15 protein-coding genes are annotated in these 13,642 nt (G+C 35.9%); 12 read left to right on the forward strand and 3 right to left on the reverse strand.

Annotated elements, in window-relative coordinates; translation table 11 throughout:
* Positions 1-25 precede the first annotated feature (25 nt).
* The 7 genes from ACFSAH_RS05985 to ACFSAH_RS06015 all read left to right on the forward strand — a co-directional run bounded on the left by ACFSAH_RS05985 (position 26) and on the right by ACFSAH_RS06015 (position 5,337).
* Positions 26-1,438: an MBL fold metallo-hydrolase gene (locus tag ACFSAH_RS05985; RefSeq protein WP_379661800.1), complete on the forward strand. Its 1,413-nt coding sequence runs from the start codon at positions 26-28 to the stop codon at positions 1,436-1,438.
* A 3-nt stretch (positions 1,439-1,441) separates the two neighbouring features.
* A complete protein-coding gene (locus tag ACFSAH_RS05990) occupies positions 1,442-2,149 on the forward strand; it encodes a rhodanese-like domain-containing protein (RefSeq protein WP_379661801.1) in 708 nt (235 codons plus the stop codon).
* Positions 2,146-2,712, forward strand: a complete 567-nt coding sequence (locus ACFSAH_RS05995; protein WP_379661802.1) for a YeeE/YedE family protein — start codon at positions 2,146-2,148, stop codon at positions 2,710-2,712. The genes ACFSAH_RS05990 and ACFSAH_RS05995 overlap by 4 nt, the downstream gene beginning before the upstream one ends.
* A 3-nt stretch (positions 2,713-2,715) precedes the next feature.
* Positions 2,716-3,183, forward strand: a complete 468-nt coding sequence (locus tag ACFSAH_RS06000; protein WP_379661803.1) for a DUF6691 family protein — start codon at positions 2,716-2,718, stop codon at positions 3,181-3,183.
* Positions 3,184-3,201: 18 nt separating this feature from the next.
* A complete protein-coding gene (locus ACFSAH_RS06005; protein ID WP_379661804.1) occupies positions 3,202-3,372 on the forward strand; it encodes a hypothetical protein in 171 nt (56 codons plus the stop codon).
* Entirely contained in the window at positions 3,359-3,655 is a 297-nt protein-coding gene (gene trxA / locus ACFSAH_RS06010; protein WP_379661805.1) for a thioredoxin, read from the forward strand. The genes ACFSAH_RS06005 and trxA overlap by 14 nt, the downstream gene beginning before the upstream one ends.
* 1,286 nt (positions 3,656-4,941) lie before the next feature.
* Positions 4,942-5,337, forward strand: a complete 396-nt coding sequence (locus ACFSAH_RS06015) for a hypothetical protein (RefSeq protein WP_379661806.1) — start codon at positions 4,942-4,944, stop codon at positions 5,335-5,337.
* A 107-nt stretch (positions 5,338-5,444) separates the two neighbouring features.
* On the opposite strand, the gene trhO is transcribed toward ACFSAH_RS06015, so the two are convergent.
* From trhO to ACFSAH_RS06030, 3 genes are all read right to left on the reverse strand, one after another.
* Positions 5,445-6,392: an oxygen-dependent tRNA uridine(34) hydroxylase TrhO gene (trhO, locus tag ACFSAH_RS06020; RefSeq protein ID WP_379661807.1), complete on the reverse strand. Its 948-nt coding sequence runs from the start codon at positions 6,390-6,392 to the stop codon at positions 5,445-5,447.
* A 170-nt stretch (positions 6,393-6,562) separates the two neighbouring features.
* Positions 6,563-7,282: a YoaK family protein gene (locus ACFSAH_RS06025; RefSeq protein WP_379661808.1), complete on the reverse strand. Its 720-nt coding sequence runs from the start codon at positions 7,280-7,282 to the stop codon at positions 6,563-6,565.
* Positions 7,283-7,341: 59 nt separating this feature from the next.
* Positions 7,342-9,558 (reverse strand): DUF5686 family protein, encoded by a 2,217-nt coding sequence (locus tag ACFSAH_RS06030; RefSeq protein WP_379661809.1) that lies wholly within the window; start codon positions 9,556-9,558, stop codon positions 7,342-7,344.
* A gap of 181 nt (positions 9,559-9,739) precedes the next feature.
* Between ACFSAH_RS06030 and pheS the strand changes: the two genes are divergently transcribed.
* The 5 genes from pheS (at position 9,740) to cysM (ending at position 13,548) form a co-directional block, all read left to right on the forward strand.
* Positions 9,740-10,774 carry a phenylalanine--tRNA ligase subunit alpha gene (gene pheS, locus ACFSAH_RS06035; RefSeq protein ID WP_379661810.1) on the forward strand — a complete coding sequence of 345 codons (1,035 nt, stop codon included), beginning with the start codon at positions 9,740-9,742 and terminating at the stop codon, positions 10,772-10,774.
* Positions 10,775-10,784: 10 nt separating this feature from the next.
* Positions 10,785-11,216: a hypothetical protein gene (locus tag ACFSAH_RS06040; RefSeq protein ID WP_379661811.1), complete on the forward strand. Its 432-nt coding sequence runs from the start codon at positions 10,785-10,787 to the stop codon at positions 11,214-11,216.
* Positions 11,216-11,791, forward strand: a complete 576-nt coding sequence (locus ACFSAH_RS06045; protein ID WP_379661812.1) for a TetR/AcrR family transcriptional regulator — start codon at positions 11,216-11,218, stop codon at positions 11,789-11,791. The genes ACFSAH_RS06040 and ACFSAH_RS06045 overlap by 1 nt, the downstream gene beginning before the upstream one ends.
* Before the next feature lie 70 nt (positions 11,792-11,861).
* Positions 11,862-12,674, forward strand: a complete 813-nt coding sequence (epsC, locus tag ACFSAH_RS06050) for a serine O-acetyltransferase EpsC (RefSeq protein WP_379661813.1) — start codon at positions 11,862-11,864, stop codon at positions 12,672-12,674.
* 1 nt (position 12,675) lies between these two features.
* A complete protein-coding gene (gene cysM, locus ACFSAH_RS06055) occupies positions 12,676-13,548 on the forward strand; it encodes a cysteine synthase CysM (RefSeq protein ID WP_379661814.1) in 873 nt (290 codons plus the stop codon).
* The last annotated feature ends 94 nt before the right edge of the window (positions 13,549-13,642 follow it).

The raw sequence follows: 13,642 nt of genomic DNA on the forward strand, positions 1-13,642 counted from the left end.
CCACCTAGTAAATAAAAATAAACAGATGAAAGTAGAACAATTATATACGGGATGTTTGGCAGAAGCTGCCTATTATATTGAAAGTAATGGCGAAGTAGCTATTATAGACCCATTAAGAGAAACGGCTCCATATATCAGGAAAGCGGAAGCGGCGGGAGCGAAAATCAAATATGTTTTTGAAACCCATTTCCATGCTGATTTTGTTTCGGGACACGTAGATCTGGCACAAAAAACAGGAGCAACTATTGTTTATGGTCCAACAGCTCAACCTTCATTTGAAGCTTATATAGCTAAAGATAACGAGGAGTTTAAAGTAGGTGCATTAACGATAAGAGCATTGCATACACCGGGACATACGCCAGAATCTACTTGTTATCTGTGTTTAGATGAAGAAGGTAAGGAGTATTGTGTTTTTACCGGAGATACTCTTTTTATAGGAGATGTTGGTCGCCCGGATCTGGCACAAAAATCGGCCAATAAAACGGCAGAAGAAATGGCTTCTGATCTTTATGATTCGTTGCGGTCCAAAATTATGCCTTTAAATGATCATGTACTGATTTATCCGGCACATGGTGCAGGTTCTGCATGTGGAAAAAACATGAGTAAGGAAACTTTTGACACTTTGGGGAATCAGAAAAAGACTAACTATGCATTGAGTGATATTTCAAAAGAAAATTTCATCAAAGAACTAACTACCGGGATATTGCCGCCACCTCAATATTTTTCTAAAAATGCACAGATGAATAAAGAAGGCATAGATACCATAGAAACGGTGTACGAGAGAGGATTAAATGCACTGAATGCCGATGAATTTGAGCAGGCAGCAAATGACGAAGGCGCACTGTTGCTGGATGTGAGAACTCCGGAAGAGTTTGCCAAAGGCTTTATCCCCAATTCTATTTTTATAGGTCTGGACGGGCAGTTTGCCCCATGGGTTGGTGCTTTAATTACTGATTTGCATCAGCCGATGTTATTGGTGTCACCAGAAGGAAGAGAAGAAGAAGCCGTAAAACGTTTGGCTCGGGTAGGTTATGATTATACTATAGGGTATCTGAAAGGCGGATTCCAGACCTGGTTAGCTTCGGGTAAAGAAATAGATACCGTAGAAGAGGTCAATGCTGTAGAATTGGGGACATTATCGAGTGAGCAAAAACTTGAAATTCTTGATGTAAGAAAACCCGGAGAATATGAAGCTGAGCATATAGAAGGGGTAGAAAATAAGCCTCTTGATTTTATAAACGACTGGACAAGCGAAATCAATAAAACAGATAAATACTATCTGCATTGTGCCGGGGGATACAGATCTATGATTACAGCGTCTATTTTAAAAGCCCGAGGTTTTGATCATTTGGTAAATATTAAGGGTGGTTTTGCTGCTATTAAAAATGAGTCGGGACTAAAAACTACCGATTTTTCTTGTCCATCGAAAAAAAGCTAAAAAATGAAAAATATTATAGTTGTATTTTTTATCCTGATGTTTTCCGGAGTATCTGCAATTCAGGCAGAAGAGGTTGTAGTACCCCTTCCGTTGGATTTGGTAACATTCGAGAAAAGTTTAGAAAGCAGGTCGTTTATTGTCCTTGATACCAGATCTGCCAAAGAATTTGCAGAAGGACATATTAAAAAGTCTGTCTTTTTAGGTGTTGACGGACCTTTTGAAACCTGGTTGTCTATAGCGGTACCGGATAAAAATCAATTTATATTGGTTATTGCAGATGAAGACAAAGCTCAGAACGTTTTATCAAAATTGAACGAAAAGGGATATTTTCATGTAAAAGGTTTTCTGAAAGGTGGGATAGATACCTGGATTAAAGCTGGAAAAAAACTTCAGAAAATAAATGAGGTTGAAGCGGCAGATCTGGAGAAAGTGATTTCAGGAAAGAACAAGCAGGTGCTGGATGTGAGAAAGCCGGAAGAATATCGACAGGGGCATCTGGTTACTGCTTTAAATAATCCATTATCAGAATTACCAGCATGGTCCCAGGCATTGCAAAATAAAAACACCTATTATGTGCATTGCGCCTCGGGGTATAGATCTATGATAGCAGTTTCGTTATTGCAGTTGCATGGAGCTAAAAATGTAGTTAATGTAAAAGGAGGATATCAAGCTATCCAAACTAATCAAAATTTAAAAATAGAAAGTCAATGATCGAGATTTTAAGTAAACCATGGCCCTGGTATGTTGGAGGAGCTTTGGTAGGGCTGGTTGTTCCAACCCTGTTATTAATAGGAAACAGATCTTTTGGTATATCATCCTCTTTAAGGCATATGTGTGCTGCTTGTATGCCGGCTAAAATCCCTTTTTTTCAGTACAACTGGAAGAAAGAAAGCTGGAATCTATTTTTTGTTTTTGGTATTTTTTTAGGTGGTATAATTACAGCCCTGTTTTTTAAAAATCCTGAACCGGTACAAATCTCAGAAAGTACTAAAACTTATCTTATCGAGTTAGGAGTAAAAGATTTTAGTGGAATTCTTCCGGAAGATATTTTTGGAATAGACCAGATATTTACATTAAAAGGTCTGATATTTTTAGTGTTCGGAGGTTTTATGGTTGGTTTTGGAACCAGATATGCCGGAGGTTGTACCAGCGGACATTCTATTATGGGAATAGCCAATATGCAATGGCCTTCTTTAGTGGCAACTATTGCTTTTATGGTAGGTGGTATAATATCCACCTGGTTTATCATTCCTCAAATTTTTAAGCTGTTTTAAACAATGGAAACTAAAGAATTAGATAAGATAAATATGCAGACAGAGGATAAAGTATCCTTTGCGGCAAACTTCAAGTATTTGCTTTTGGGAGCCTTTTTTGGCGTAGTATTTATTAAAACTGAAGTTGTGTCGTGGTTTAGAATTCAGGAAATGTTCCGGTTCGAGTCATTTCATATGTTTGGAGTCATAGGAACCGCAGTTATTGTTGCGGCAATTTCATTATTCATAATCAAGAAATTTAAGATAAAAACACTGAGTGGAGATGATATTGTGCTGCAACCCAAGAAATTTAATAAAGGGCAAATTTATGGTGGTTTAATATTTGGTTTAGGATGGGCGATAACAGGTGCCTGCCCGGGACCTATATTTGCGCAGTTTGGTTACGGATATTTAGCCGTAAGCATTACTTTTTTAAGTGCCATATTGGGTACATGGGTTTATGGATTATTAAGTGATAAACTGCCTAAATAATCTTAATTTCGTTAGTTGATGACGAAGTTTAAGCTATACAGGCATTTTATAGCAATCGGTATTTTATTGATTGCAGGTTTCAGGTTTGGAAAGATCAAAGGAATGTTGATTGTTCTTTTAATCTATCTGGCTCTGAATGTTGGAAGTATAGTTAAATTGATAAGGAAAATAAAATATGGGAAATTTTAAAGAAATCATAAACTCCGGAAAACCGGTATTGGTTGACTTTTTTGCAGAGTGGTGCGGACCATGTAAAACAATGGCGCCAATTTTAGACGAATTGAAAAAGGAAGTGGGTGAAGATGCCACCATATTAAAGATAGATATTGATAAAAATGAACAGGCTGCTACTGCTTTAAATGTAATGGCTGTTCCTACTTTAATTCTTTTCAAAGATGGGCAGATTAAATGGAGACAAAGCGGAGTAGTGCCGGCAGGGGAATTGAAGAAGATTATTGATGCGAATAAGTAGATTGTTGTTTAAGTGGAATTTAAGAATAGAGTTGTATTAAAAGAACCTTGTTATCCTATGTTTGTATCTGTAAAATTTAAAGGGATAAAAAAGAATTATTAAATTTCAATAGAAGAAGGTAAAGACATAAAGCCGATTTCCGTCATCCCGGACGCAGTTGAGGAATCTCTTTCAGAAGTACTTAGGAAGAGGTTTCTCTTCGCTCTACTCATCGAAATAAACTGTGTTAAAAACACAATAAAAGTTGAATCTCTCTCCTGATATCGTCTCTAAAAGGACGATGTGCTATAAAATCATTAAAGGTATTATTTCTTGTAAATGTTTAAATGCAATGTCTTCTGTCGGGAAACATTGCAGAGAAAGGTAATCTGTTTTTAATAACGAGATACCTTCTAAAGCCTGTATTGAGCTTGCCGAAATGTTCACCATGACAAATGCCGAAGTATAGGTATGACAAAGAAATTTTGATTTAGCATAACCGATGTTTATTGCCTTATCCCGATCCCGAATGCTTTTGAGAAGAGATCTGTTTTGAAAGCTCTTCTGATAGAAATTTAACTTTGTTTACTTTCAATTTCCCTCCGCTATTGATTAACTATGTAGTCTGAATTGTGTAGTTTTTTAAGGAGATATACTAGTGGGTAAATAGAGGGTTTGTAGAGGGTTCATAGAGGTAGAACTCTATAAAATCACTATTTAAGCACTTCTTTATTTAAACTTAAATACTATAATGCTTTGTCCATAATTTTGTGTATTTGATATAGGAAACAGACTAGAGATCATCAGATAAAAAATAGTCCCCGATTCGTTGATAGCAAACAGTACTATCAGAACAGTTTTAATATAATATACGGAGCATTATTTTGAATTATTAATGCGTTGAGGGATTTGTTTAATATATTATGAGAGCTATGCTGAACCTCCACGACTTTGTTACAAAGTAATTCTTTTATTATGATTTGCTTATAGCTAGTGGGAATCTAAATTATTAGTAAAATTAATGAAGAGCTGACTGTTACTAGGGTAACGTAGCCCGGTATAATCGGATCGTCTTGAAATTTTATGGAAATTTAATTTATTTTAACGCTTATTGTTTGCTTTTTTGTGATTATTTTATAGCTTTGTGTAAGCTAATTTAATACCGAAAGATTCCTTTTTGTAGTTTCCGATCCAAATACGTTTGAACTAGAATGTAAATACAGTAAGAATTCGATCTAATCAAATGCTTTTTCAAGACGGTATAACAGTATTTAAGTGTTGATATTTAAAACTTAACTGTATTTGACATGAAAAATATCATTATTATCACTTTAGCAATTTGTATTGGCTTGTTTGTTAGTTGTGATAAACCAGACAATCTTGCAGAAAATTGTTATAAAGCTAGATTAATAAGTAATAACAGTACTTGCGGTACGGTCGTTCATATTGTTACTGCTAATTCGGCTTTGCCTCAATCTTTATGGGCGGACGGAAATGGTATAAAGTATGAACAAGCTTATAGTACAGGTGTTATGCCTGAGGAATTTAAAGATGGCAGAACTTTTTTTGTGAAGGTCAGCAATGTATCTAAGCTTGATTCCCAAATTATGCCAGCTGTTTGTGGTCCCTTACCCCAATATGCGATTACTTTTGATTTAGTAGATGAAAATTGTTCTTTGCTGGAGAGTTCGAAGGGTGATTAATATTAAGTCTTTATTGTTGATTGTGTTTTTAATTATAGAAAGGGCACAGAGTATAAAAACTTTGCGCCCTTTGTGTATTCTTGTCGCTCTTTACGGTTAAACTTGTTTTAAGCTAAAGTTATATCTTTCTTATTCACCGGCATAGGAACTTTTACATAATAACCAGTTCCGTCATAAGGTCTTTTCCGTGGATGTTCTTTACAAGCATCAGAACAACAGCCAGCCATTTTCCATCCGCATTCCTCGCATTGGGTGAAATGTTCGTTACACTCAGGATTAGCACAGTTGATCATTTTTGTAGTTTTAGTGCCGCAGTTATAGCAAACAGAAATAACTTCCGGGTTCACAGAGTTTACATCTACAGCAATTCTGTTGTCAAAAACATAACATTTCCCTTCAAAATCTTTTCCACCGGCTTCTTTCCCATATTTAATAATACCACCATGTAGTTGGTAAACATCTTTGAAACCCTCGTGAAGCAAAAGAGCTGATGCTTTTTCGCATTTAATGCCACCCGTACAATAAGTTAGTATTTTTTTGTCTTTGTATTGTGCTAGCTGATTAATCATATCAGGGAAATCTCTGAAATTGTCGATGTCTAAAGTTATCGCATTCTTAAATTTTCCCATTTTGTGTTCGTAGTTAGATCTTACATCCAAAACTACTACATCATCGCGATCTTTCATTTCCATGAAATCAACTGGTTCCAGATGTTTTCCGGTTTTTTGGGTAGGATCGATGATGTTTGGATCACGTAGGCCTGAGTGTACAATTTCTGCTTTGTATCTGCAATGCATTTTCATGAAAGAAGGTTCGTCTACTTCATCTATTTTAAATTCGGTAGCATTAAAACGACCATCAGCATAAACATAGTCCATGTATTTTTTGCATTGCTCCACGGTACCGGAAACGGTTCCGTTTAAGCCTTCATCAGCAATAATGATACGTCCGGTTAGTCCTGTTTCTTTACAAAATTTCAGGTGATCTGCAGCGTACTGTTCCGCATCCTCGATGTGGCTATAACAGTAATATAAGAGTGTTTGGTAAGCTTTCATAAACCATTGATACTGCTGTAAACAGTGTTAAATGAGTTGCAAAAGTATTAAAAATCAGTTTAAAGCTAAAATTGGGAGGTATGATTTACGTCACTTTTTTAGTGGTTTTTATGAAAAAGGTTAAGGATAAAAATAGCTGGAGCAGGCAAGACCCAAATAGAATAGCTTTATTAATGAGTAAGCTTTCTTTTTAAATGATAGTATCTGGAACGGGCAGAATCGAAAAACAATGCAAATAAAAGTATGACCACAGCAATGAATAGTGTGTGGAAGTGCATCGTTTTGTAAAGTACACCGCTTAGCAAACACCCCATAAAAAAACACAGTATAATGGCCAGTTTAAGGTTAATGCTTTGGAGCAGTTTTCTGAAATTGGACTCATTTCTTTTGTAGAATATCAGTTGAGAAAGCTCAATCCCTAAATCAGTGAATAATCCGGTAAGATGTGTAGTTCTGACTACTGAGTTTGAAATTTTAGTAACCAGGGCATTCTGTAAGCCCATAGCAAATAGTAAGATACAGGCACTAACACTGTTGTTAAAGTAATTATTTGCTCCTAAAGATATGGTTAATAACAATAATATTTCTACAGAGATTGGGATGGCGTAGGAGATGAAAGCTCTTTTTCTGATGAATATTTCTATGAGCAAGTTGGAGAAAAATGCACCCAGCAGGAATGATAAAATGTACAGAGAGAAGATAATGGCTACTGAATAATGTTGGATAACCATTTCTTCTGCAAAATAGGCAAAATGCCCTGTTACATTTGTGGTTAACACTTTTAATCCCATTACACCAGTTACATTTACTATTCCTGCAACCAAAGACAACATTGAAGCTAGTCTCAGATTATGGGAAAATGTTCTGTTTTTTCCTTTATGTCGAAACATGACTTATCAATAGCTTTTAATGACAAAGTTATATTTTTTTAATGCTTATTTGGAATGTATCAATATCTGTCTTGTTTAAACTTGTAAGGGCTTTGAAATCTGAACGAAAATTTAAAGCCGTGATTTAATAAACCATGGTTGTCAAAAGAGAAAGCATAGTCTATTCGTCCCCCCAATCGTTGTAGGCCTACATATATTTCGTAATATAAGCCCTTTTCGGGTTGTACAAGAAGTGCAGCTCCGGTTAACTCTTGTAATTTTAACTTTCTAATAAGGGGGATGCTTCCAAAAAACTTAGTATTATAATTATGCTCCCAGTGTCCCTCAATAAATTCCCTGTCGGTACTATAGGTGTAGTAGTCCAATAAGTGGAAGTTCTTGAGACCGGGGTTAAATATTAATGCCATGTTACCTCCAAATTGCTTCCAATCGGGGAAATAATTCACTTTGTGGTTCAGGAATTTACCGGCAGATACAGAAAAAGAAGCATATCCCCATAATCCAATATCTAACTTTTCTTGTTGGACCTCAAATTCCAGATAGTCAAAATTACTTTCCGAACCGAATATACCGGGTATACCTTTTTTATAAGTAAGTATTAGGCGGGGATTATCAGGTATTTTGTAGATTTTGACTCCTTCTTTGCTAATGTATTGGTGATTAAAAGTATATACTAGTGTGCTCGAGAATCTTAGGGTAGTATGGTCTGGAAAAAGTTTGCCATCGTCTTCATCAAAAGGGTTGTTGGAGGTGAAATTCTTATCTTTTATTTTACGAAAAGAATAATCGTACATATTTGATACAGAGATATTCCGGGATAACTCGATCCCTCCGGAGAGATAAAGTCCGTTTGTGATTTCACGACCCGAAGAAACACTACCATAGGTTTTTCTAAAGAGTTTCATGAAATTCTGCTCAAATAACAAAGAGTTTAAAGAGTTATAAAGTGTACTTAAAGAGCCATTAGGGTTAAGGTCACGATAAGTACTTCCCATATTTATGCCCAATACACCGCGCTTTTGCGGACTATATAGCCATGAAAAAGCAATATCGGAGTTGAATTCTTTATTTTTAAAACCATAGCGGACCTCGGGCTTAATCGTAAAGAAACTTCCATCAAATTCACGGTATTTTGTATACCTCACACCATATTTGATACCGGGACCTTCTACGGTATTGTAAAACAGTGACGGAGCAATAGCATCAAAACTAATACTGTATTCTTTGTAGGTGTTTTGTATGTTGAACTTACTGAAAAGAAAGGGTGAGATTCTTTGTTGCAAACTAAGATTATCCAGGGAGTCAAGGTATTTCTTTTTTCCCTGTGCATTCTTTAAGCTGTCGTCCAGTCTGTAAGAACTTTTTTCCAGAGGGGTCAGCGGTATGGGGCGGTTTAGTTGTAGTTTGGCTTCTCCTTCCTGGTTTTGTCGCTCAATCTTGAGCGATTCATACTTATTAAAAATGTTTTCCTCAGCTTCATTTTGGGTGAAGTAATTGAAAGTAGCGACACATACACCGCTGTAAGCAAAACCAAAATTGTTACCATAATAATTTATTTTAGTTTGCGAAGGGTAATAAAAGTTATCTATTTTAATCAGGTCCTGATGTATGGTTAAATAGTTGATAAGGCTGATTCCTCCGTTGTCGCCAAGATTTAGCGAAAGGTTGGTAATTTGCATTGTAGCAGCATTAATAAATATATATCCGTAAAATGCCGGTTCGAAAAAGTTTTTGGGGTATATCCGTATACTATATAATTTAATCCCGTTTTCATCTTCGAAAGTCTTGTCAAAAAAGAAATCGTAATATTTAAATGCACTGTTTGCTATAGGAGATACATATTTTTTATCGCTAAAGCCTTCCAGTTCTACATAGTTCTCATTAAAGTCAAGTAAAAGATCAGAAGCTTTATTAAAACGCCATGCCTGACGGAATTCGCCATAATTTTTAAAAAAACTGATGTCTTCTTTTATGATTTTTGAATCACTAAAATAAAGATCCGAAATAGCTTCGTGAATGTAAAGGGCCTGTTTTTCAGTGTCTTTAAGTTTAAGAAGTTTTTTGACGTTTTTACCTAAAAAACGTTTGGGTGCTTTGTCTAATACCAATGTGTTTTTTAGGTAGGCATTAGCTTTCAGGTTAAGTTTTCGTTCGTAATTTTTAAGGGCAATAGCTTGTCTGATGATACTGTCTCCAAGCTCATGTTCCCTTTTCCCCCAATCAGAGAACGCATCGAAATAGAGAAATAAAAGTATCGTCAAACACCAAAACCTCATAAAACCCAAGTGTCAAATATGTGAAAAAGCTCAAAAACATTGTTAATATAGCTTATTTAAGGCTAAAAACAATTATAACAATGTAACAGATTTAGTTGTTTTTTATTGTATGTATTCTGCGTGTAAAAATCAGAATATATAAACCCATGTTTTGAGGCATTTTTTATTAAATTTGCGTGTTATGCAATCTAAAATCGATTTATATACTTCCGAAATACAGGGTTTTACTCCTGAAAACGCAGATGAACTGGAACGCTTCAGAATTAAATTTTTGGGCACAAAAGGTATAATCAAAGATTTATTTGAAGAATTTAAAGGTGTTTCTGCTGAAGAAAAACGTGTTTTGGGAAAGGTGCTTAATCAATTTAAGCAATTTGCGGAGCAACGCTATAGTGCATTGAAAGAAGGGTTTGGGTCTCAGGAAAAAGATCAGCAAAGTAGCGAGGATTTAACGTTGCCGGGTTCTGGAATGGAGATTGGCGGTAGACATCCACTATCCTTGGTAAGGAAGGAGATTTTAGAGATTTTTAAAAGATTAGGCTTTGTGGTGGCCGAAGGGCCTGAAATTGAAGATGACTGGCATAATTTCTCTGCATTGAATTTTCCTGAGGAGCATCCGGCAAGAGATATGCAGGATACATTTTTTATCAAGAAAAATAGTGGTAGAGATGATATCGCCTTGCGTACGCATACTTCATCTGTTCAGGTTAGGTTAATGGAACAGGGCAAGCCACCTTTCAGGGCGTTAATGCCGGGTCGCGTTTATAGAAATGAAGCTATTTCTGCCAGAGCACATTGTTTTTTTCATCAGATAGAAGGTTTATATGTGGATGAAAAGGTGTCATTTGCTGATCTGAAGCAAACCTTATATTATTTTGTGCAGGAATTATATGGTGAGGGGACAAAAGTGCGTTTCAGACCATCCTTCTTTCCATTTACAGAACCATCGGCAGAAATGGATATTTCCTGCTCTATTTGTAAAGGAGAAGGCTGTCAGATGTGTAAACAAAGTGGTTGGGTAGAGATTCTGGGGTGCGGAATGATAGATCCGAATGTGTTGGAAAATGTAGGGATAGATAGTAAGAAATACTCCGGATTTGCTTTTGGAATGGGAATAGAAAGAATAACTAACCTGAAATATCAGATTAAAGATTTAAGGCTGTTTTCTGAGAATGATATTCGTTTCTTAAAGCAATTTCAATCAGAAATAGTATAAAAAGAAGACGATGAAGAAATGTAGGTTGTTATCTGTTTTGTTTTTTCTGATTTTTACTTCATGTGGGAAAAATCAATATGATAACTTTCCCTATGTTTTGGTGGATGCTAAATTTTCTTTGCAGGACCCAAAATTTAGTTCATTAAAGACCAAAGGCACTTCTGTAGATGTAAAAGAGGCAACAGGAAATGTCCAGGGGGTGGGAGGATTAATATTATATAATAATTCAGGAGTCATTATGGCTTATGATAAAAGGAGTCCTGCAAGCATAGAACAACAATGTAATGTTGTGTTAAACAGTGCCTTTACTTGTGAAGATAAATGTGCAGGGGTTATTTTTCAACTTTCTGACGGTAACAGAATCTCAGGAAGTTCAGGGATGCCTTTAGTACGGTACAGTGTTTCAGTCATGGCGGGAGACATGATAAGAGTAACAAATTAATGGAGGTAGATAAAATAAAAGATAGTATAAAAAAGGCAGCTCAGGAACTGTTTCGTAAATATGGTTATCATAAAACCAGTGTTAATGAAATAGCCAGAAGAGCAAAAATAGCTAAAGCTACTATCTATAAATATTTCGAAAGTAAGGAATTGGTGTTACACGCAATCCTGATGGATTATCTTCAGGTAAGTGTAAGCGATTTACTGCATCAGGGTGTTGCAGAAACATCCAAAGAAGAATACCTGAAAAGTCTGATTCTGAGGGTTAGCAAACTTTCGTATACCATTTGTAACGAGTTTATAGGCTGGGATTTTATCAGAGAGTCTACCAACTCACAAGAATTTTTAAAAAAGCTTTCCGATGAACTTGAGCAATTATTATATGCAGAGTTTATGGCGGTTGAAGAGTTAAATGATGATGAAACTTTTCCTGAAAGATTAAGATTTTTGATTAAATCCAGTAAAAGTATTATTTTTTCTTTTGCTTTTACATCTGTTAGCGATGCCGACGTGAGAAAGAACTTTGTGTCTTTCCAGAAGGAGATTTTACCATATTTGGTAAAGGCTGCATTATAATATGCAGGTAAACAGTATGATCTGTTTTTTATTTTATAATTCTAACAGCATGAACTAAACATGCCATAAAATGGATAAAGAATTTTACAATTATATATTCCAGAAACAGCTAAAGACAGAAGTTGTACCCTCTAATGTTGATATAGCAAAATGGGCAATGCGTCTGGTACGTTTAATTTTTCCTGAGCAAGCAGTAAATCCCATTAAAACTTATGAGGAGGTGGAGCAGGCTTTTGAAAAAATAAAAACAGATCTCCTGTTTTTATTGGATACCACTCATGCATGTAAAGACTGTGACCATAATTTGATAGTGAATGAGTTTATAGACTTTATTCCCGAATTATACAGGTTACTTAAAACAGATATTAAGGCAATCCACGATGGTGACCCGGCGGCCAATAACGAATTTGAAATTATCAGATCGTACCCCGGATTCTACGCTATTTCTTTTTATCGCATAGCTAATAAGCTTTTAAGGCTAAATACGCCTGTTATTCCCCGGATACTTACAGAATACGCTCACTCCAAAACAGGCATAGATATTCATCCGGGAGCTACTATAGGAGAGTATCTTTATATAGATCATGGTACCGGTTTGGTCATTGGAGAAACAGCAATTATAGGAAATAATGTAAAGCTATATCAGGGGATTACATTAGGTGCATTAAGTGTAGATAAAGGTTTGGCAGGGACTAAAAGACATCCTACGGTTGAAGATAATGTGGTTATTTATTCGGGAGCCACTATTTTAGGTGGAGATACCGTGATAGGTAAAAATAGCATTATTGGAGGAAATGTGTGGTTAACCAAGAGTGTGCCTTCAGATTCTATTGTATATCATTTGGCATCAGTTCAGGTTGCCGAGAAAAATAAAAATCATTAAAATGGCAGGTATATTAGACGTTTTGGGTAATACCCCTATTGTAGAATTAACCAAATTGAACCCTAATAAGAACGTGAAGATTTACGCTAAATTAGAAGGGAACAATCCGGGAGGCAGTGTTAAAGACAGAGCAGCTTTGAATATGATTCAGAGTGCTATAGATAGGGGAGATATAAAACCTGGAATGAAGCTGATAGAAGCTACCAGTGGCAATACAGGTATTGCTTTAGCAATGGTAGCACGTTTGTTTGGTTTAGAATTGGAATTGGTATTACCGGCTAATTCTACAAGAGAACGTACGCTTACTATGGAAGCCTTTGGGGCAAAAGTTGTTTTACTGGATAGTATAGAGGCTTGCCGTGATTATGCCGAAGAAAAAGGAGCTACGGATGATTATTTTCTTTTAAACCAGTTTGCTAATCCCGATAATTATCTGGCGCATTACAAAACAACAGGTCCTGAAATATGGAGAGATACACAGCATAATATAACCCATTTTGTAAGTGCTATGGGCACAACAGGTACCATTATGGGGACTTCCATGTTTTTAAAGGAACAAAACCCGGACATACAAATTGTAGGTTGCCAGCCTACAGAAAACTCTTCTATTCCCGGTATAAGAAGATGGCCTAAAGAATATCTCCCTAAAATATTTGATGAGTCAAGAGTAGATAGAGTGATAGATGTATCGCAGGAAGATGCCGTTCTTACAACGAGATCTTTGGTGAAAACAGAAGGCATTTTTGCGGGTATGAGTACTGGAGGGGCTTGTCATGCTGCGTTAAAAGTAGCTTCAGAACTTGATAGCGGGATAATTGTTTTTATAGCTTGTGATCGTGGAGATCGTTATCTAAGCAGTGATTTGTTCGGTTAATCTGCTAACTTCCAGTTTATCAGTAATATTATGTACATATTTTCTTAATTTAATAATAATATACCGTTTTGGTTTTTGGTATATATATTGCTAT

It is taken from the genome of Pseudopedobacter beijingensis (assembly GCF_042678145.1).
GTDB lineage: Bacteria > Bacteroidota > Bacteroidia > Sphingobacteriales > Sphingobacteriaceae > Pseudopedobacter > Pseudopedobacter beijingensis.